The organism is Rhizobium mayense (assembly GCF_030272705.1).
GTDB classification, from domain to species: Bacteria; Pseudomonadota; Alphaproteobacteria; order Rhizobiales; family Rhizobiaceae; genus Rhizobium; species Rhizobium mayense.
Genome location: NZ_JARFYM010000033.1, coordinates 17,886 through 36,928 on the forward strand (window position 1 = coordinate 17,886; position 19,043 = coordinate 36,928).

The following is a 19,043-nucleotide window of genomic DNA, read 5'->3' on the forward strand; positions in this document are numbered from 1 at the left end:
TTGTGCCGCCGGCACGCTCACCGGCAATCCCTTGATGAAAGGCTTTCTAATGCGGCAGAGACTTGCCATTCGTTTCCTCTCGGGCGCAGCCCTGGCGGCGATCCTTTCGATGTCGGCGCTGAACAGCGCGCGCGCCGAGGATGCTCCGGCAACGCCGGAGGCCAGTGCCCCAGTGACCTTCGACGCGGAAGGCGTCGACACCTTCGCAGGCGCCTTCCTTGCTGCCCGCACCGCCGATGTTGACCATGACTACGACACCGCGATTTCGCTCTATAAGAAGGCGCTGATGATCGAGCCGGGCAATCCGGAGATCCGTCAGCGACTGATGATTTCGCTGCTGCTCAACGGCAATCTCGAAGAGGGCGTGAAATACGCCAACGAGCTGAAGAACGATTCCTCGGTCGAACGCGTCACCACAATCGTACGCGGCATGGACGCCATCCGTCGGCATGAATACAAGGCCGCGCAGGACATTCTCAAATATGATGGTCCGAACGATCTCGATCGGATGATGAACAGTCTTCTGCTCGCCTGGGCCCGTGCCGGCTCCGGCCATGGCAAAGAAGCGATCGGCATGGTCGACAAGATGAAAGGACCGGACTGGTTCAACATCTTCAAGAACTACCATGCCGGCGCGATTGCCATCACCATCGGTGATACGAAGTCCGCCCGCTCGCATCTGAACGACGCCATCCTCGACAAGGCGGGCGGAGCAACCGCTCCCGATACATTCATGCGCGCTGTGATGGCGCTTGCGGCGCTTGAAGCCAAGGCCGGAGACAAGCAGAAGGCGCTGGATGCCGTTTCGGTCGGCGACAACCTCATCAATAATTACGCACCGCTGAACGCGCTGCGCGACAGCATCAACAAGGGTCAAGTGCCTGATCAGGAGGTGACCGACACCGCGCAGGGTGCAGCCTCGGTGCTCTTTACCATTGGCGCGGCGCTCAACCGTGATGGCGCCGAAGACGTCGTCTCGCTTTATCTACAGATCGCCAACACACTCGATCCCAGGAGCGCCGACACGCTGGTTCTGCTTGGGGGACTTGCCGAAAAGCAGGAGCAGATCGACCGTGCCATCGCCCTCTACAAGAAGGTCCCCAATGATTCGCCGATGGCCCGCATCTCCGAGCTGCAGCTCGGCCTTGCGCTCGCCCAGGCCGGCAAGGTCGATGATGCGCGCAAGCATCTGAAGGCGCTGATCGATTCCGACCCGAACGATATCCGCAGCTATCTTGCATATGGCAGCGTTCTCTCGGACGCCAAGGACTTCCAGGGCATGGCTGACAACTATGACAAGGCCGTGCAGGTTATCGGCTCTGTGCCGAATCGTGGCGACTGGGCCGTGTTCTTCCAGCGCGGTATCGCCTATGAGCGGCTGAAGAAGTGGGACAAGGCCGAGCCGAACTTCAAGAAAGCCCTGGAGCTGAACCCCGACCAGCCGCAAGTCCTGAACTATCTCGGCTATTCCTGGGTCGACATGAACATGAATCTCGACCAGGGCCTGGACATGATCAAGAAGGCCGTCGATCTGAAGCCGGATGATGGCTATATCGTCGACTCGCTCGGCTGGGCCTATTTCCGCCTCAACCGCTTCGACGATGCGGTGAACGAGCTGGAGCGCGCCGCTCAGCTTAAGGCGGGCGATCCGACGATCAACGACCACCTGGGCGACGCCTACTGGCGTGTGAACCGCAAGCTGGAAGCGGTCTACCAGTGGAACCGTGCGCTGGCGTCGAAGCCAGAGGATGCGGATATTCCGAGGATCAAGGAAAAGATCGCCAACGGTCTGCCGGCGCTCGACACCGACCCAAGGACGGTCGACAAGACCAAGCTGCCTGATCCGGCTCCGGCGGTAACGCCGGCACCGAACACGACCACGCCGCCGCCAGCCGACAAGAAGTCCTAAGACCTTCAATGAGCGTGGTCTTGTCAGCGGGCGATTTCGACTTCTTGGAGGAAGCGCCCGCCAAGATCAACTTGGCCCTGCATGTGACGGGACTGCGGGTCGATGGCTACCACCTGCTCGACATGCTGGTAACCTTCACGCGGCACTGCGATCGCCTCGGTTTTCGGACGAGCGAGTACGATAAGTTCAGCCTTTCCGGGCGCTTCTCCCCTCTTCTTGCCGAGGCGGATGCCGGCGGCAATCTGGTGCTGCAAGCGCGCGATCTCTTGCGACAGGAGGCTCATGCCGCGGGTTTCGAGGCACCGCCGGTCTATATCCATCTCGAAAAGAACCTGCCGGTCGCCTCCGGTATCGGCGGCGGCTCAGCGGATGCGGCAGCGACCCTCCGGGGGCTGATGCGGATCTGGCGGCTTGCCCTGCCTTCCGACGCGGTGATGGGGATTGCGCTGAAACTCGGTGCCGATGTGCCGATGTGCCTCGTCAGCCGGCCGCTGATCGCGCGCGGCATTGGCGAAACCATCAAACTGCTACCGAACTTTCCGTCTTTCGCCATGGTGCTCGGCAATCCCCTCGTCGGCGTTTCGACGCCGGAGGTGTTTCGCCGGCTCGCCCGGAAGGACAATCCGCCGCTCGCGCTTTCTTCGCAGATGCCGAACGACCACGCACAATGGATCGAGGCGATCAAGAGGCTGCGCAACGATCTGGAGCCGCCGGCGCGGACGCTCTGCAACGAGATCGCCACGCTCTCGCAATTGATCGAAAGCCAAGGCGCGGTCGCCGCGCGCATGTCTGGCTCCGGCGCCACCTGCTTTGGCCTGTTCGATCATCTCGAGCAGGCGAAGGCTGCGGCGGCATCACTTCACAGGTTAAGGCCGGACTGGTATTTCCAGGCGACAGAAACGATAAGGGGAGGCGCATGATGGCCGGTTCAAGTGACGCAAGGCCTTTCATCCCAGTCGGTATCGCCGTGCTGACAGTTTCCGACACACGGACGCTCGCCGATGACAAATCCGGCGACACATTGGTTGGCCGCATCGCGGAAGCCGGCCATAGGCTGGCCGCCCGCGCCATCGTTCCCGACGACAAGGAGCGTATCCGAAGCCAGGTGGAAGCCTGGACGCACGACGAAACCATCGACGTCGTCATCACCACCGGCGGTACCGGCTTTACCGGCCGAGACGTTACACCAGAAGCGCTGGAACCCTTGTTCGAAAAGCGGATGGACGGGTTTTCCGAGGTGTTCCATCGCATCTCCTACGACAAGATCGGCACGGCAACGATCCAGTCGCGGGCAACTGGCGGTGTCGCCAACGCCACTTTCATCTTCGTGCTGCCCGGCTCTCCGGGCGCCTGCAAAGATGCCTGGGACGGCATCTTGAAGGCGCAGCTCGATTACCGACACATACCCTGCAATTTTGTGGAGATCATGCCGCGGCTCGACGAACATTTGAAGCGTGGCGCCGGCTCAAAATAAGATTGGCGCCTCAACGAGGAATATTCCTCGACTTTTCCAAACCTTATGCCTTCGATCCCGGCAAAACAGGAATTGATTCCCAATTCTGGCCGCTGAGAATGACGCAGCTCCGACCAGAGACATCGGTGATCATCATGGTCCAACTGCCGCTTTCGGCGGCGAAGATTTCGACGATCCTCTTCGGGTCAAGCTGACCAATGGCCGAGAGCTTTTCGGAATATTCCGCATCAAGGAAAGCGACAATATCGACTCGCTGGGCACAAGCGAGCATCGCCTGCGAGGCCGCTGAACCCGGATGAAGGATTGCCGTTGCCAAAAGGGCCGTTCCGATGAGGCGGCAGAACATCGTGCGTCCCATGACGCACCTCCTTTCGCCGGAAACCCGGCAGAAGAGGAGAGTTCTGCTGACCTGCTCTGCCGCATACCGGCATCTTCATGGTCGGCCGCCCGACGCGACACGCGAGAGGTGCCGCCATAGGAAAATTATGACATCTATTGTCTTATTTTCAAATGGAATCTGGATTGCTCACACAGCCACGCTACCGTGCCGCGCGCGCGACCCAAGAGGGAATCAGTTCGCTGGACAGTTGGCGGCTTTTCTGGCCCTTCGCGAACTCGGCAAGCCGCATACCCGTTTTGGCGGCGGCAACGGCCTGGCCTTTGGAGAGAAGCAAGCCCAATTCCAGCGGCGGCACGCTGCGGCCGATGCGCTGCAGCAAAGGGCGGCGATAGCCGCGCGAAGCGGTGAAGCGAGCCGGCGTCTTATTGAGCGAGACATATTCGGCGATCTCATCGATCCAGCCCGCCTGCGGACGCGCCCCCGGCTCGACGAACAGTAGCCACTCGCCACGAGCCGAACGCAATATGTCCTTGATATCCCACTGCGAATAGAAGCGGCAGCCGGCCGCGTCAGCGACGTGCGAAGTACCGTCACGCGAGCCGTGGTCGAGTACGACGACGTCGCACACAAGACCTTCGATCGCGCCCGCCACCAATACCGTCAATGTCTGCGCCAGCTCAGATTCCTGATCCTGGCATTCAATGATTACCGTTAACATTGCCCATTTATAAAGCGCCGCACAATTTATTGCCAGCGCATAACCCCTCAAACTACAAGGTTTAGATAGGGCTTATGCGCAGCTCAAAAATGCCCTTCAACCTTGCGCGCATGCCCCGGTACATTGGGCGGCGGAGCTCAATTCCGCATTTTTGTTCTTGCAATGTTCTCATTTGTCGGATAGGAATTTAATCATCTTAGACGCGGCGTGCCATACCACAAACCGCCCCGGAGTTACCGATGAACGAGCAGTCCCTTGCAGGGCAGGCCGCATTTGCGCCTGCCAATACGGCAGATGTTGCCAATGCTTTGATCGCCGACACCGGTCTCAGAGTCGAGATCGATCGCAGGCGCGGTCGCGGCGCCGGGCTGAACCCGAGCGGCCGGTTCGAGCCGCTGCGGCGTGAGACATTCGATGACGGCTGGCAGACGCTGGAAGAGCTGCCGCCGTTCAAAACCGAAGTGCAGGTGGAAAAACCGCGCACGGCGATCACGCGCAACGAGTCTCCCGATATCCCCTTCGATCGTTCCATCAACCCCTATCGCGGCTGTGAGCATGGCTGCATCTATTGTTTCGCACGGCCGACACATGCCTATATGGGCCTGTCGGCAGGGCTCGATTTCGAATCGAAGCTCTTTGCCAAACCCGATGCTGCGCGACTGCTGGAACGAGAACTGGCCAAGCCGGGCTACAAGCCGCGCGTCATAGCCATCGGCACCAATACCGATCCCTATCAGCCGATCGAGAAGGAATGGCGGATCATGCGCCAAATTCTCGAAGTGCTGAACAAGGCGAACCATCCGGTCGCGATCGTCACCAAGTCGGCACTGATCATGCGCGATATCGACATCTTGAAGGAGATGGCGGCCAAGAGCCTTGTGCGAGTCGGTATCTCGGTGACGACCCTCGACCGCAAGCTGGCGCGCACCATGGAACCGCGCGCTGCCACGCCCCAGCGGCGCCTGGAGGCGATCCGCGCGCTCAGCGAGGCCGGTATCCAGACCGCTGTGATGGTCGCGCCGATCATCCCCGCCCTCAACGATCATGAGATTGAGCGCATCCTCGATGCCGGCAAGGCCGCCGGCGCGATGGAGGCGAGCTATGTCATCCTGCGCCTGCCGCTGGAGGTCAGCCCGCTCTTCCGCGACTGGCTGCTGCAGAACTATCCGGATCGATACCGTCATGTGATGTCGCTGATCCGCTCGATGCGCGGCGGCAAGGATTATGACGCCGAGTTCGGCAAACGCATGAAGGGTGCAGGTCCTTATGCATGGCAGATCAGCCGCCGTTTCGAAATGGCGACCAAGCGCCTGGAGCTCACCCGCCGCAGCATTGCGATACGCGACGACCTGTTCGTGCCGCCGGATGGCAGCGGCGTGCAGCTTTCATTGCTCTGAGCGGTTCAGCTTTTCGCGGAATCTTAGAACCGCTCTCTCTTTTTGTTTTTCGCAATTCCGGACGGAAAACCGCTTCGCACTTTTCCTGGAATTGCTCTGAACCCCTACCCGCGGGTTTCCCTGCCCGCCGGAAGAGCCCCCGGTTCGCCGCCATGATCCACCGGGGGCTTGCAGGAGATCGGGTGGTGTGCGAGCTTGCCGCATGCCACGCAGCACACCACCCGATTCTCCCATGCTTTTTGACGTGGAGCCGATCGTTCCGACCTTTGAGTTGGAGCTGATTGCCCGCCGTGCCGGACACTGGCCCGTTGCTGGTGCCGATGAGGTGGGACGGGGCCCCCTTGCAGGCCCGGTCGTCGCGGCCGCGGTCATTCTCGACCCGGAGCGCATTCCGGAGGGATTGAACGATTCCAAGCAGCTTTCGGCCGCCAAACGCGAGGCGCTGTTTGTCGAGATCCTCGCGACCGCGACCGTCTCCATTGCTTCCTCGAGTGCTGCCCGTATCGACATCACCGATATCCGCAAGGCGAGCCTCGACGCCATGCGCCGCGCCATCTGCGGCCTTGCCGTGCCGGCAAGTTATGTCCTGACCGATGGGCTGGATGTGCCCGCCGGACTCGGCTGCCCGGGAAAAGCCGTGGTCAAGGGCGATAGCCGCTCCTTCTCCATCGCCGCCGCTTCGATCGTCGCCAAGGTGACGCGCGACCGCATGATGGCTCGCGCAGGCGACGTCTTCCCTGCCTACGGCTTCGCCGCCCATGCCGGCTACGCAACGCCCCAGCATCGCGCCGGCATCGAAAAACACGGCCCCTGCTCGCTCCATCGCATGAGCTTCCGGCCGCTTCGACGGGACGAGGCCTGACAGGCGTCAGCGCTCCTTATCCTGTGAGGCCGGCTATGATCTTGCTTCGGTGTTCTGCGATATAGGCGATATCACGCCGGTAGATGTCAGCATGGCCTTCTTCGACGTTGCGGCGATATCTTTCCACACCATCGGCCGCCTCGCTTTCCATAAAGCCGACCAAGGCATTGAGACGGTCAATGATCATGCCCGGCAATGCCGATCGTTGCTCGGTGGGCAGGTCGTAAGCATTAAGGAAGCTGCAAGCGCGGAGAATTTGTATATCGAGCTCTCCGAGATCCTTGGCCGCGACGTCCGCGGACAGAGGCGCCCAGCGATAGATAGCGTAAGCAAGATCCCAGCAACGCGCGCCAGGATGCGCCGTCTCGAAGTCGATGATGCCAGTCACCTCGCCGCCGTTGAGAACAACATTATAGGGGGCGAAATCGCCATGGCAGATCACCTCGAGCGGTGGCCTCGGCGGCAATTGCCACTTTTGGTCCTTCAACATTGGCTGCATAAATAGCGCAGTGCAATCATGATAACGCCGCAGCAAGCGCGCAGCCGACCGCAGAGCTTTCATGGACCTCATATTCTCATTGTCATCCAGGTCACCCGTCTCACCTGGAAGAAAGCTCACCCTCTCCCACGTCGCGTCATATCCGGCGGACAATGGCGCGTTCGCAAAGCCATATGTTTGAAGTGCAATGAGCAGGGCGTGAATACTCGCAGTCCAGGGACGGGTGCGCCGACAGACGAGATCATCATGGCGAACTGGGCCTTCGCCGATGTCCTCGGTCGGTATCACCATCTCACTCCTTCAAGCGGGGCCGAAATCTAGTTTCGATCCAGAGCCATCGTCAAATGTCGCCACGGTCGGGTGTCACCCTCAAAACAAAAAACCCGGCCGAAGCCGGGCTTTTCCAAAAAGCGATCGCGTGTGCGCTCAGTTCAGCCGAGTCTTCACTTCGCCGACGGCGTTGCTAAAGAGTTCGGATTGAACGCGGCCGTCGGCCTTCTTGGCGAGCACGGATTCGGCAGCGGCAATGGCCAGGTCGACTGCGGCGGAACGAACCGCCTTCATCGCATCGGCTTCCGCCTGCTTGATCTTCTGCTCGGACAGCGCCGTGCGGTTGGCGACGAATTCCTCCGTCTTCTTGCGAGCTTCCGTCGTCAGCATTTCAGCTTCGCGCTCAGCCGCGGCAACGATATGCGCGGCTTCAGCTTCAGCTTCCTTACGCTTGCGCTGGTATTCGGCCAGTAGATGCTGGGCCTCTTCGCGCAGGCGCTTGGCTTCGGCCAGATCGTTGCGGATCTGATCGGCGCGGTCGTCCAGCGACTTTGCCATCATGCCCGGAACCTTCAGGTAGACGACGATACCGAGGAAGATGATGAGAGCGACGAAGGCAAAGAAAGTTTCGTCCAAACCGAATTCCATGGATCAACCCTCCCGCTTGGCGGATGCTTCGGCTACAGCCGAGACGACGTCAGCCTGACCGGCAACGTTGCCGACAAGCTGCTCAACGACGGCGGAGGCCGTCTCTTCGGCTATGGCGCCGACATCGCCAAAGGCTTTTGCCTTGATCTCGCTGATGCGGGCCTCCGCGGCCTTCAACTTCTCCGAAAGGCTTGCCTCGATCGCCTTGCGATCTTCCTCAGCCTTTGCCTTGGCGGCGTCGCGGGCGGTGGCGCCGATCGAATTCGCCTTGGCGCGTGCCACGGCCAACTCGCTTTCATAGGTCGCAACGGCAGCATCAGCTTCGGCCTTCAGGCGCGAGGCTTCTTCGATATCCTGAGCGATGCGCTCGTGGCGGCTTTCCAGAATGCCGCCAACGCGCGGAACGACGATCTTCTGCATGGTCACGTAGAAGATCACGAATGTGATCACCAGCCAAAGGAGCTGTGACGGATACGTCGTATGGTCAAACGGCGGAAATACGCCTGCGTGATGGCCCTGATCGGGCGCACCCGTCTCCGTATGCACCGCGCCGGCTGCCGGCGGTGCTTCTTCAGCATAAGCCGGGGTCACAAACATGCTCACCTCCAGGTGGTCTGCAAATACAAAGGATCACGGCCCGCTGTCCCGCGAACCGTGATCTATCACGCCACTGATATCAGACGGCGAAGAGCAGAAGGAGAGCGATGAGCAGCGAGAAGATGCCCAGAGCTTCCGTAACGGCGAAGCCGAATACCAGACGGCCGAACTGGCTGTCAGCGGCAGACGGATTGCGAAGTGCGCCGGACAGGTAGCTGCCGAAGATGTTGCCGAGGCCGAGAGCCGTACCGGCCATACCAAAGCAAGCCAGACCTGCGCCGATGAACTTTGCTGCTTCCGCTTCCATGTTGAACTCCTTTGAAATGGTTGTTGCGGCGAATGACTGACGCCCTGCGGACGTCAATGTCGGTAATCCCTAGTGGCCACCCGGATGGATTGCGTCATTGATGTACATGCAAGTCAGCACCGCAAAGACGTAAGCCTGAAGGAAGGCGACGAGTAGCTCGAGACCGGTCAGGGCGACGGTCATAGCCAGGGGAAGAATAGCGCCGCCGATGCCAAGCGCGCCAAGGGCTCCGAGCGAGGCGACGAAGCCTGCGAACACCTTGAGCGTGATATGGCCTGCCAACATGTTGGCAAAAAGACGAACGGAGAGTGAAACCGGGCGGGAAAGGAAGGAGATAATCTCGATCGACACCACCAGCGGCAACAGAATGCCGGGCACGCCTTCCGGCACGAAGAGCTTCAGAAAGCCGAAGCCATGCTTGATGGCGCCGTAGATAATGACCGTCAGTATGACCAAAAGCGCCAGCGCGAAGGTAACGATGATCTGGGCGGTGACGGTGAAGAAATAGGGAACCAGGCCGAGCAGGTTCGCCGTCAGCACGAACATGAAGAGCGAGAAGACCAGCGGGAAGAACTGCATCCCCTTGGTTCCCGCCCCTTCTTTCAGCATCGAGGCGATGAACTCGTAAGCCATCTCCGCTACCGATTGGGCGCGGCCCGGAATGACGCTGCGCGGCGAGGTGGCAAAATAAAGGAAGCCGGCAGAGATCACTGCCGAGGCGACCATGAACAGCGAAGCATTGGTGAACGAAAAATCAATCCCGCCGATATCAATCGGTATAATCTTGAAGATCAGGAACTGATGGGTAGGTCCGTTTGCCACCGCTGTTCTCTTTCATTTTCCCGCTTGTCAGAGCGGATGCCTCTCACCAGGAAACCACGCCGCAGCGCCGCTTCCAGCTCATTTCTTGTCAAGCCCGTGCTTTTCAAGCATCGGTGTCGCCACCTTGCCTGCAGAGCGCAGAACATTCAGCACGCCGGCACAAAATCCGAGAAGCAGAAGTACAATCATGCCCCACGGCGCCGTGCCGACAAAACGGTCGAAGAGATAGCCCAGAACAGCGCCGACAATGATGGCAGCAATGAATTCGCTGGAAAGCTTCATCGCCTCGGCGTAGCCCTTGCGGCTCTCCTCGGCGCGAACCTCCCCTCGTTCATCCTCTCCCAACGCAGAGCGCTTGCTCGCCAGTTCGGCTTCCAATTGCTCCCGTCGCTTTTCCAGACCTTCGTCGCGGTCATCCGCCATGGTGATGTCCTCCCATTTTCGCTGCGCGCAGCCCCATTACCCCGGTCAACGCGTAAACGAACGGCAGGTTTCGTCACCTTTTCGGCCCGTTTGAAGTCGCGCGCAACATAGTTTTAGGAAAAAGCATAGTCAAGGCGTAGACGTCATCTGTCCAGCCATAAATTAGCCGAAATAAATCATGATCTTAGGGCGAATAGGCAATGCTGGTGGGAAACTGGGCCAAAGAATCCTCTTCGGGCCGCTCTTTTCTGTAGCCTTTTTGCCGACCATTTATCGCCTGCCGCACAGCGTCAATCCCGTCGTCGTCAGCTCCAGCCGCCGCCATAGGTCCGGTAGAAGATATGCATGCCGATGCGGCCGACCTTCACCATTTCGGCCGCCCATTTCGGCCGGACGTAGACGGCGTGATAGTGCGTGGCGGAGCCGACTTCCGGCAGCCAGATCCTGCCGGCGGTCACAGCCATGGCCACCTGGCGGGCGATCTTCCAGTGCTCGGGCGAATTCACTCGGTCTTTGACGCTGTCGCAGGCAAAGGAAAACTGGCACGCGTTGTGCCAATCGTCGTTTTGATAAACGACGCCGCAGATGGTCTTCGGATAGGCCGGGTTGCGGACGCGATTGAGGATAACCTGGGCGACAGCCGCCTGCCCCTTCACCGATTCCCCGCGCGCCTCGAAATAGATGCCGGTGGCAAGGCATTGCTGTTCGTCGGAAGAAAAGACGGAAGGCGGCAGGACATTTGCGGCCCAGGCGTGATCTTCGGGACCAATCTGCGGCACGAAACGGCCTTCATTGTCTTGATCCTTGGCGAGAATCGAATCGAAGGGCGAGATGCGGGCGTAGTCTGGCGGCGGCGACGCATAAGCGGCGGCAAGAACATCTGCGTCCTGGCTCGTCACCAGGCTTGCAAGGTAGGACGGCACGCTATTGTCCGGCTTCGGCGGCTCTTTCTTATAGAACGCCGTGGCGATTTGAATCTCCTTGCCGCCGATCTTCGGCTTCAGGAAAGCGGTCTTGTCCTTGGTATCCAGCTCAGGGCGGAACAGCATGCTGTCGCGCTGCAGTACTGAGCCGGCGGAAAAATCCTTGGGCGGCTGCATCGGCGCGACGGCTACCACCCGGCTCTTTTTGTCCTGGCGATTGATGCGATCTTCATCGGGCCTCGGATCGCTGCCCTTCTTCTGCGACACGAAGGCGACGCGACGGCCGTCGGGCATGACCAAACCGCCGTCGCCGATGGCAGCTGCGGTGGACGCATCGCCGAAAGCAAGCTCTTCCTGGTGGGTGGAACCGGCCGGCGATTTGGTAATTACCATGCGCCAGTTGCTGCTACCCCTGTCGATACCCGCCAGCAAGCCGGCAAGATCGGCATAGGCCACTGTGGACGGAAAGATCAGCCATGCGCAAAACCCGAAGACCGCTGGCGAAGTCCAGTTTTTCGGCAAGAAACCAAGCTTGCGGGGGACACGACTCGGACGAAGCAACACCGGACTCCAACGGCACTGGACTAGGAGCCGGAATAATCTCTGATTAACCTTGATGGATGGTTAATTCGGACGTTCGCGCATTCACGAATACATTTGGAAATGCCGACGTACAAAAGGCCCGGCGAATATCCACCGGGCCTTTGAACACATAACGATGGCGTCGACCTCAAATGATGACGTGCGATCCCAGTTCCACCACGCGGTTAGCCGGCAGGCGGAAGTAGTCGGAAGGATCGGTCGCGGCATTGGCGAGGGCGATGTAAAGCCGGTCCTGCCAGTGCGGCATGCCGGATTTGGCGTCGGGCACCAGCTTGCGGCGCCCGAGGTAGAAGGAGGTTGACATGATGTCGAACTTCAACCCGGTCTTGCGCAAAGTCGCCAATGCCTGCGAGACGTTCTGCGATTCCATGAAGCCGAAGCGCAGCTCGACAATCGAGAAGCGGTCGGAGACTTTCTCTACCGAGTAACGGTCCTCCTGGGCGACACGCGGCTTGTTGATGGTGCGGATCGTCAGGATGACGTTCTTGTCGTGCAGAACGTGGTTGTGCTTCAGATTATGCAGCAGCGCGGCGGGTGCAGATTCCGGGTCGCTGGTGAGGAAGATCGCCGTTCCAGGGACGTGGGCCGGCGAGTGGTCGCTCTTGCGCTCGATCGAACTGACGAAGGACGACAACGGAATATCGGTGTGTCGCGTCTTCTCCATCAGGAGAGCCGTGCCACGGCGCCAGGTCCACATGATCACCGTAAAGGCGGTCGCCATCAGCACCGGAACATAGCCGCCATCGCGGATTTTCAGGAGGTTTGCGCCGAGGAAGACGAATTCCAGCAGCACCAGCGGCGCCAGCACGCCGACCGCCATGGGCAGCGTCCAGTTCCAGCGAACGCGGACGAACTCGAAGGCCATGATCGAGGTGACAACCATCGCGCCGGTCACGGAGATACCGTAAGCAATCGCCAGCGCATCCGAGGTCTTGAAGCTCAATACGAGGAAGATGACGCCGAAAAACAGCACGGCATTGACCGACGGCAGGAAGATCTGGCCGGTATTGGTTTCGGACGTGAAGAGGATCTCCATGCGTGGCAGGAAACCGAGGTGGATTGCCTGGCGCGTGAGCGAGAAGGCACCGGTGATGACCGCCTGGCTGGCAATGATCGTCGCCAGAGTGGCGAGAATGACCACCGGCAGGATGGCCCAATGCGGAAATATCAGGAAGAACGGGTCGGACATGGCCATCGGGTCGCGCAGCACCAGTGCGCCCTGACCGAAGTAATTCAAAGTCAGCGACGGAAACACAAGCGCAAACCAGGCCCACTGGATCGGGCGCCGGCCGAAATGGCCGAGGTCGGCATAAAGGGCTTCCGCGCCCGTCACGGTCAGGAACACCGCGCCCAGGACAACGACGCCGAGAAAGCCTTCCCGCACGAGGAAGCTCACCGCGTAATAGGGATTGAGTGCAGCCAGAATGCTGAAATCATCGGAGATGTGCATGATGCCGGCAAGGCCCATAACGATGAACCAGAGCGCCATGATCGGACCGAAGAAGCGGGCAACCGCGCCGGTGCCGTGCGACTGGATCGCGAAAAGCAGCGCCATGATCGCGACCGATATGGGTACGATGTAGTCCGTCAGTGATGGTGTGACGAGCTTCAGACCTTCGACGGCGGAGAGAACCGAAAGCGCCGGAGTGATCATCGCGTCGCCGAGGAAGAGTGCGGCGCCCATCAATCCCAACAGCATCAGGATGGCCGTGTGGCCGTTGGCCGTCTTCATCAATAGCGCCAGCAGCGACAATGTGCCGCCTTCGCCGTCGTTGTCTGCCCGGAGCAGAAAAAGGACGTATTTGATCGTGACGATGATCGTCAGCGTCCAGAACATCAGCGAGACGACGCTGATGACTTCGCCGCGTGTCAAGCCGTCAGCGGCTACCGGCTTCAATGCTTCGCGAAAGGCATAGAGCGGGCTCGTGCCGATATCGCCGTACACCACGCCAATCGAACCGAGGGCGAGGTATGCAAGCTTGCCAGCGTTCATTTTCCCGTCGGGAGAATGATGGGTTTCGTCAGACATTCAGGATCACTAGACTCTCAGAGCCAGCCTTTCCAGCGAAAAAAGAAGAACGGAACGACGGCAGACACCACCATCAACAGCAACGATGCCGGATAACCGAAGGCAAAATGCAGCTCGGGTATGAATTCGAAATTCATACCATAAATCGACGCCACAAGCGTCGGCGGCAGGAAGACTACGGAGGCGATCGAGAAAATCTTGATGATGGCGTTCTGCTCGATATTGATCAGGCCGAGCGACGCATCGAGCAGGAACGTAATATTACCGGCGACGAAGGACGCATGTTCGGATAGAGATTGCACATCCCGCGAGACATTGCGGCACAATTCCTTGGCCTCATGATCCTGCTGCATAGCGGGGATGGTATGAAGGAAGGTCAGAAGCCGCGACAATGAACTCAGGCTATCGCGCACCTTGCTGACCGTGCGATGGTACCCTGCAATGTCCTTCAGCTTCTCTTCCAGATAGTTCGACGGACGGCGGATTTTCTTCACGCGATCGCCGAAAACATGCACCGACAATATATCGATGCCGGAGATCGTCTGTTCAAGGACTTCCGCCGTGCGGTCGACAATTGTTTCCAGGAGCTTCGCCAGAAGGGCGACACCCGTGCGCCGCTCCTTCGGAATGCGCTGCAGCGCTGCGATGAACAGCGCAAAGGATTTCGGCTGCGCATAGCGGATCGTGACCAGGCGATGGTCCGTCAGGATGAAGGCGACATCGGTCAGCGTCGGCAGATTGGTGTCGACCTTCCATAGCAGCGAAGCCGTCAGGAAGACCGAACCGTCTTCAACATAGAGCCGGCTCGAGGGCTCGATATCCTTCATATCATCGCGGGTCGGCACTTCGAGCCCTAGCAGGCGCTCGATATTCGTTTCCTCTTCACGCGACGGCTCGACCATGTCGATCCAGACGGCACTCTCCGGCAGTCGAGCAATGCTCGAAATATCCGCCAATTCGAGAGCCTTGCAGTCGGAGCTGTAGGCCGTGATCAACGGATCGCCCTCGGCGAGTCAGAGACAAAGCTGTAGCCGTGGCGCTTTTTGCGCTCTTGCCGCGACTCTGCCGATGGCCAGTAAAAAAAGCTCATAAAACTCCCGGCGTATCCCGCCGGTCCGGCTGAGAATCCGTGTCCATGCTCCATTGCGCTGCTGTACCAATCCTTCGTCCGTCATGAGAACGCTGATTGCTCAGGCGAGACGAAGTCACCATTTGGCAGATGGCCGTCATCGGAAATGCCCGACCAAACTCACGCCGGCGGCGCATATGCAGCAAAGCTCGCAAAGAATCAAGTCATAACCCCTTCGATGCGCGCTTTCACCGCAGATTCACGATCGTGGGAAGTCATAGCACACGGCGCGGGCAAGGCAATCGTGCCGACTGCTGATCGGCACCCATCTTGTAAACTACTCGAAGACGATGGATGGCGCTGCGCGCTGAGGCGTGTTGCTTATCTGCGCCCAGACCTTGGAGGCAATATCGCGATAGATGCCGGCGACGGTGCCATTCGGCTCGGAAGCGACGAGCGGCGTACCGGCATCGGAAGTCTCACGGATACCCATGGTCAGCGGCACTTCGCCGAGGAAAGGTACGCCGATACGCTCCGCTTCCTTCCGCGCGCCGCCATGGCCGAAGATATCGTAACGTGCGCCGGTGTCCGGAGCGATGAAATAGCTCATGTTTTCGACGATGCCGAGCACCGGCACTTCCACCTTGCGGAACATGTTGAGGCCCTTTCGGGCGTCAATCAGTGCCAGATCCTGCGGTGTCGAGACGATGATGGCGCCGGCGAGCGGCACCTGCTGCGCCATGGTCAGTTGGGCATCGCCGGTACCTGGCGGCATGTCGACGACGAGCACGTCGAGTTCACCCCAGGCGACTTCGCGCAACATCTGCAACAGCGCCGACTGCACCATCGGCCCGCGCCAGATCATCGCCGTCTCCTCGTCGACGAGGAAGCCCATGGACATGACCTTGAGGCCGTAATTCTGCATGGGGTTGATGATGCGGCCATCGATCTGGGTCGGCCGGCCGGAAATCTTCAGGAGACGCGGCATGGACGGGCCGTAGATGTCGGCATCCAGGATGCCGACGCGCAGGCCGTTGGCGAGCAGGCCGAGCGCGAGATTGACGGCTGTGGTCGACTTGCCGACGCCGCCCTTGCCGGAGGCTACGGCAATAATGGCGCCAATGCCGGGAACGCCGATCTTGCCGGCACGGGGCGGCTGTTGCGGTGCATGTGCATGGGAATGCGCAGCCGGCTGAGCGGGAGCCGGGCGCGCGGCAGGCGCGCCGGTGCCAGCCTTCTTGTCCGCAGTTAGCGCGACCAAAGCGCCCCTCACGCCGGGCAACTCCTTGATGACGCGCTCGGCAGCGAGGCGCATCGGCTCCAATTCCTTGGCACGTTCGGCCGGAACCGTAATCGAGAAATACACCTTGGCATCGGAAATGAAGACATCCGATACCATGCCGAGCTCGACGATATTGTGCTCTAGGTCCGGGCCGCGAACGGTTCTCAGCGTTTCCAGAACCTGTTCCTTGGTGATGTCTGCCATTCCATCCTCACTGCACGATTTCCATCCGGATCGCGGCGCGCGGCCGCCCGCGGCAAATGCTCCGGATCTCTTCAGGATTAGATAGTGGAGTAGCGGAACTTCGCCAAACGAAATTAAGGGGAATATGGACAAAACGGCTGAGTGCGTTGCGGCCGGCAGGTCCGCCGGGCTTAGAGCCCCACCAGCCGCAACGATCGCTAGGAACGCGATATTAGCGGGGCACATAAAGCAAAGCTTTGAAAGGACTAGGGCGAGCGCGCGAAAAATCGCGCAACAAACCGCCTTGATTCTGACGACGTGCCAAATAAGCAACAGCCGCCGCCGATACCTTGCCGTGGGGGAGAAGCCACGAAAACAGTATCGGCAGCGGCTGCCGAATCCGCGCGCGTTAGCCGGCGCTGGTATCAAAGCCCCCTCTGGACCTCTGTCCATTGAAATGCAGAAAGCGTGCCAGTTCCGCGAAGTCAGAAAACTATATAGTTTTCAAGCCATTACGGACGTATCCAGATTCAACCCGGAAATCGGTGCAGAAGTTGCCAGCAATATTTATGTGCAACGCACAAAATTAGCGCAGCAAATTGCCCGGATTTCACTCGCTCTCACTCTTCATCCGAGCAGAATCCGCGCCAAAACCGTCGCGCACTTTTTGGGATCATGGTCCCTTCTGGGCATAATCTTTTCCAAAAACCGCCGCGCACTTTTTAGGTTCATGCATTACTTGATCAACCCGACACGGAGCGCTTTGGCGACTGCCTGGGTGCGATTGACCGTGTCCAGCTTCTTGGTTGCCCGGTTCAGGTAGTGATTGACCGTGTGTTCGGAGAGCGTCAGGATTTCTGCGATTTCGGCGCTGGTTTTGCCCGCGGCCGTCCAATTCAGGCAATCGATCTCCCGATCCGTCAGCGCGTCGGTGACCCGGATGTCCATGTTGCGGATTTCCGCCAAGCGGTCAAAGACGTAGAGCGCGACGTAGCAGAGATCCTTAATCTCCTCGGGTGTGAAGAGTTCGCGATCGCCGGCAAGCGACACCGCGCCGCGAAGGCCGGATGCGTCATGGGTCGGCAGATAGATGCAGCGCGTCATGCGAAAGCGTTCGAACAAGGCGGTGACGAGTTGGGATCTGCCATCATCGCGATTGATGCTTGCGGTTGTCTCGTGAATGAAAGGCAACGTGGAATTGCGTAAACGCCGCAGCACCGGGCTGTTCGTCATCAGCCCTTCCTGATCGTAGGTTGCAAGGAGTTCGGCGGGCCAGTTGTTGATGACCGAATTGCTCTGCAGTTCGAAAGATGTAACCGGCGGCAGGTTCAGGACCATGAATGCGCGGCAGCGATAGGCTTCCGTCAGCCGCTTCATAAAGCGAAAAACATCGAACTGTGTCTTCAGACCGGTAATTTCATCAATATAGTCCTCGCCCCGAGGGGGCCTTCCCGCCTGCACCAATGCTGCCATCATTAGTCTTCTTCATGTAATGGAGGGGCGCAAACGCAAAATCGCCGCCTCCAGGCCTCCGGGTCATTGCATGAACGCCGACAAGCCGGCGATTGATCAAATATAAATTTCTAAAAAATCTCGCACGCTGCGACACTCATACTACTGCGCCCGGCAATAAGTTCGCCTATCTCCTCGAAGCGCAGCGGCAGGTACTCAACGAGAATGGCAGCTCATCCACGATTCCCAGCAAGCGACTTAGAATAAACGTTTAAGTTGGCCTAGGTCCAGCACATGAAAGGCAAAATTGGTGAATTTCGCATGACAGTCGAAAAAATCGGCGAGATTAACGCCTCGGGCCGAGCCGACTGCGTATATCCTGCATGATTGCAGCCGCTGCAGCCCTTACTAAAGGCGCCCATTCCTGCAATTTTTCCGGCGTAACCCGATAGGCCGGGCCGGTTACCGAGACGCCGGCCAGTATATCGCCATCGTCTGAACGAATAGGCGCGGCAACGCAGCATATGCCGTTTTCATGCTCTTCACGGTCGAAAGCGCAACCGCGCGCCCTGATAGCCGCGATATCGGCCTGAAGATCTGCGACACTGCGGTGGGTATGCTCGGTATAGGCATGAAACTGAAGGCCGGAGACTCGGGCTTCGAGGCTGATATCATCCAGCGCCGACAAAGCCGCCTTGCCGACGCCGGTGCAGTAGGCCGGTGAGGCATTGCCGATCTCCGAATACATGCGCACGGATTGCCGGCCCTCGACCTTGTCGAGATAGATGACCTCGGTGCCGCGCAGGACGCCGAGGTGCACGGTCTCGCCGGTCTGCGCCTGCAGAAGGCGCAGATGCGGCTCGGCGACGGTCCGAAATTCGTTGCGCGCCCAACTGCGCGAGGCAAGGTTCAAGAGCCTGATGCCGGGCAGATAGCGTCCGTCGCGATCAGTCTCCAGCAGCCCCTCCTCGACGAGATGCGACAATTGCCTATGCAGGGTCCCGCGTGGCTGGTCGGACTGCGACAGGATATCGGTGAAGCGCATCGGGTCGTCCGCCAGCGCAACGAGATCGATGAGCGCCATGAGCTTACCGAGCGTACCGGTCTCCCGGCCGCGGCGGATATCCCCCATATGTTCGCCCCGTTTCGAACCCACGACTGCCTCGCCACGTCTGCGGCGTTCCATCACATCCTTGACAGGGCTGAAGGGTAATCCGATAATTCCATATAGTCAAA

19 protein-coding genes are annotated in these 19,043 nt (G+C 59.5%); 5 read left to right on the forward strand and 14 right to left on the reverse strand.

The features are described 5' to 3' along the window. The first annotated feature begins 49 nt into the window (after window positions 1-49). Genes PY649_RS27875 through moaB form a run of 3 tightly spaced genes read left to right on the forward strand, consistent with a single transcriptional unit; the run spans window position 50 to window position 3,383 of the window. Window positions 50-1,909, forward strand: a complete 1,860-nt coding sequence (locus PY649_RS27875; RefSeq protein ID WP_285872253.1) for a tetratricopeptide repeat protein — start codon at window positions 50-52, stop codon at window positions 1,907-1,909. Between the two features lie 8 nt (window positions 1,910-1,917). Then, window positions 1,918-2,829 (forward strand): 4-(cytidine 5'-diphospho)-2-C-methyl-D-erythritol kinase, encoded by a 912-nt coding sequence (locus PY649_RS27880; RefSeq protein ID WP_285872135.1) that lies wholly within the window; start codon window positions 1,918-1,920, stop codon window positions 2,827-2,829. Then, complete coding sequence (gene moaB, locus PY649_RS27885) at window positions 2,829-3,383, forward strand: molybdenum cofactor biosynthesis protein B (RefSeq protein WP_285872136.1); 555 nt, start codon at window positions 2,829-2,831, stop codon at window positions 3,381-3,383. The genes PY649_RS27880 and moaB overlap by 1 nt, the downstream gene beginning before the upstream one ends. Before the next feature lie 43 nt (window positions 3,384-3,426). On the opposite strand, the gene PY649_RS27890 is transcribed toward moaB, so the two are convergent. Together PY649_RS27890 and PY649_RS27895 are read right to left on the reverse strand one after the other, a co-directional pair. Continuing rightward, complete coding sequence (locus PY649_RS27890; protein ID WP_285872137.1) at window positions 3,427-3,741, reverse strand: hypothetical protein; 315 nt, start codon at window positions 3,739-3,741, stop codon at window positions 3,427-3,429. Between the two features lie 181 nt (window positions 3,742-3,922). Beyond that, a complete protein-coding gene (locus PY649_RS27895; protein ID WP_285872138.1) occupies window positions 3,923-4,441 on the reverse strand; it encodes a glycosyltransferase family protein in 519 nt (172 codons plus the stop codon). 239 nt (window positions 4,442-4,680) lie between these two features. Here PY649_RS27895 and PY649_RS27900 point away from each other — a divergent pair, with 239 nt between their 5' ends. Together PY649_RS27900 and rnhB are read left to right on the forward strand one after the other, a co-directional pair. Next, window positions 4,681-5,838: a PA0069 family radical SAM protein gene (locus PY649_RS27900; RefSeq protein ID WP_285872139.1), complete on the forward strand. Its 1,158-nt coding sequence runs from the start codon at window positions 4,681-4,683 to the stop codon at window positions 5,836-5,838. A gap of 202 nt (window positions 5,839-6,040) precedes the next feature. Further along, window positions 6,041-6,700 (forward strand): ribonuclease HII, encoded by a 660-nt coding sequence (rnhB, locus tag PY649_RS27905; protein ID WP_285872140.1) that lies wholly within the window; start codon window positions 6,041-6,043, stop codon window positions 6,698-6,700. A 16-nt stretch (window positions 6,701-6,716) separates the two neighbouring features. Here rnhB and PY649_RS27910 read toward each other — a convergent pair whose 3' ends face one another. From PY649_RS27910 to PY649_RS27965, 12 genes are all read right to left on the reverse strand, one after another. After that, window positions 6,717-7,490 carry a phosphotransferase enzyme family protein gene (locus PY649_RS27910; RefSeq protein ID WP_490385308.1) on the reverse strand — a complete coding sequence of 258 codons (774 nt, stop codon included), beginning with the start codon at window positions 7,488-7,490 and terminating at the stop codon, window positions 6,717-6,719. 135 nt (window positions 7,491-7,625) lie between these two features. Then, window positions 7,626-8,117 (reverse strand): F0F1 ATP synthase subunit B, encoded by a 492-nt coding sequence (locus PY649_RS27915; protein WP_285872142.1) that lies wholly within the window; start codon window positions 8,115-8,117, stop codon window positions 7,626-7,628. 3 nt (window positions 8,118-8,120) lie between these two features. Then, the gene (locus PY649_RS27920; RefSeq protein WP_285872143.1) at window positions 8,121-8,714 is read right to left on the reverse strand and encodes a F0F1 ATP synthase subunit B; all 594 of its coding nucleotides are present in this window, start codon (window positions 8,712-8,714) and stop codon (window positions 8,121-8,123) included. Window positions 8,715-8,793: 79 nt separating this feature from the next. Then, on the reverse strand, window positions 8,794-9,021 hold the full coding sequence (locus tag PY649_RS27925; RefSeq protein ID WP_028750571.1) for a F0F1 ATP synthase subunit C: 228 nt from the start codon (window positions 9,019-9,021) through the stop codon (window positions 8,794-8,796). Between the two features lie 69 nt (window positions 9,022-9,090). Next, a complete protein-coding gene (locus PY649_RS27930; RefSeq protein ID WP_285872144.1) occupies window positions 9,091-9,843 on the reverse strand; it encodes a F0F1 ATP synthase subunit A in 753 nt (250 codons plus the stop codon). 78 nt (window positions 9,844-9,921) lie between these two features. After that, on the reverse strand, window positions 9,922-10,266 hold the full coding sequence (locus PY649_RS27935) for an AtpZ/AtpI family protein (RefSeq protein ID WP_285872145.1): 345 nt from the start codon (window positions 10,264-10,266) through the stop codon (window positions 9,922-9,924). A 305-nt stretch (window positions 10,267-10,571) separates the two neighbouring features. Beyond that, on the reverse strand, window positions 10,572-11,750 hold the full coding sequence (locus tag PY649_RS27940) for a cell wall hydrolase (RefSeq protein WP_285872146.1): 1,179 nt from the start codon (window positions 11,748-11,750) through the stop codon (window positions 10,572-10,574). A gap of 169 nt (window positions 11,751-11,919) precedes the next feature. Then, window positions 11,920-13,821, reverse strand: coding sequence for a potassium transporter Kup (locus PY649_RS27945; RefSeq protein WP_285872147.1), 1,902 nt, complete (start codon window positions 13,819-13,821; stop codon window positions 11,920-11,922). A 17-nt stretch (window positions 13,822-13,838) separates the two neighbouring features. After that, window positions 13,839-14,816, reverse strand: coding sequence for a magnesium transporter CorA family protein (locus PY649_RS27950; protein ID WP_285872148.1), 978 nt, complete (start codon window positions 14,814-14,816; stop codon window positions 13,839-13,841). Between the two features lie 411 nt (window positions 14,817-15,227). Further along, complete coding sequence (locus PY649_RS27955) at window positions 15,228-16,376, reverse strand: Mrp/NBP35 family ATP-binding protein (protein ID WP_285872149.1); 1,149 nt, start codon at window positions 16,374-16,376, stop codon at window positions 15,228-15,230. Between the two features lie 714 nt (window positions 16,377-17,090). After that, the gene (locus PY649_RS27960) at window positions 17,091-17,831 is read right to left on the reverse strand and encodes a helix-turn-helix transcriptional regulator (RefSeq protein ID WP_432761420.1); all 741 of its coding nucleotides are present in this window, start codon (window positions 17,829-17,831) and stop codon (window positions 17,091-17,093) included. Between the two features lie 322 nt (window positions 17,832-18,153). After that, on the reverse strand, window positions 18,154-18,939 hold the full coding sequence (locus PY649_RS27965; RefSeq protein WP_285872254.1) for an IclR family transcriptional regulator: 786 nt from the start codon (window positions 18,937-18,939) through the stop codon (window positions 18,154-18,156). Window positions 18,940-19,043 lie beyond the last annotated feature (104 nt).

Excerpts from the sequence above, each read along its gene's own strand:
- PY649_RS27875 (WP_285872253.1), top strand. The coding sequence starts at position 50 with ATGCGGCAGAGACTTGCCATTCGTTTCCTCTCGGGCGCAGCCCTGGCG.
- PY649_RS27880 (WP_285872135.1), top strand. The coding sequence starts at position 1,918 with ATGAGCGTGGTCTTGTCAGCGGGCGATTTCGACTTCTTGGAGGAAGCG.
- moaB (WP_285872136.1), top strand. The coding sequence starts at position 2,829 with ATGGCCGGTTCAAGTGACGCAAGGCCTTTCATCCCAGTCGGTATCGCC.
- PY649_RS27890 (WP_285872137.1), bottom strand. The coding sequence starts at position 3,741 with ATGGGACGCACGATGTTCTGCCGCCTCATCGGAACGGCCCTTTTGGCA.
- PY649_RS27895 (WP_285872138.1), bottom strand. The coding sequence starts at position 4,441 with ATGTTAACGGTAATCATTGAATGCCAGGATCAGGAATCTGAGCTGGCG.
- PY649_RS27900 (WP_285872139.1), top strand. The coding sequence starts at position 4,681 with ATGAACGAGCAGTCCCTTGCAGGGCAGGCCGCATTTGCGCCTGCCAAT.
- rnhB (WP_285872140.1), top strand. The coding sequence starts at position 6,041 with ATGCCACGCAGCACACCACCCGATTCTCCCATGCTTTTTGACGTGGAG.
- PY649_RS27910 (WP_490385308.1), bottom strand. The coding sequence starts at position 7,490 with ATGGTGATACCGACCGAGGACATCGGCGAAGGCCCAGTTCGCCATGAT.
- PY649_RS27915 (WP_285872142.1), bottom strand. The coding sequence starts at position 8,117 with ATGGAATTCGGTTTGGACGAAACTTTCTTTGCCTTCGTCGCTCTCATC.
- PY649_RS27920 (WP_285872143.1), bottom strand. The coding sequence starts at position 8,714 with ATGTTTGTGACCCCGGCTTATGCTGAAGAAGCACCGCCGGCAGCCGGC.
- PY649_RS27925 (WP_028750571.1), bottom strand. The coding sequence starts at position 9,021 with ATGGAAGCGGAAGCAGCAAAGTTCATCGGCGCAGGTCTGGCTTGCTTT.
- PY649_RS27935 (WP_285872145.1), bottom strand. The coding sequence starts at position 10,266 with ATGGCGGATGACCGCGACGAAGGTCTGGAAAAGCGACGGGAGCAATTG.
- PY649_RS27945 (WP_285872147.1), bottom strand. The coding sequence starts at position 13,821 with ATGTCTGACGAAACCCATCATTCTCCCGACGGGAAAATGAACGCTGGC.
- PY649_RS27955 (WP_285872149.1), bottom strand. The coding sequence starts at position 16,376 with ATGGCAGACATCACCAAGGAACAGGTTCTGGAAACGCTGAGAACCGTT.
- PY649_RS27960 (WP_432761420.1), bottom strand. The coding sequence starts at position 17,831 with ATGATGGCAGCATTGGTGCAGGCGGGAAGGCCCCCTCGGGGCGAGGAC.
- PY649_RS27965 (WP_285872254.1), bottom strand. The coding sequence starts at position 18,939 with ATGGGGGATATCCGCCGCGGCCGGGAGACCGGTACGCTCGGTAAGCTC.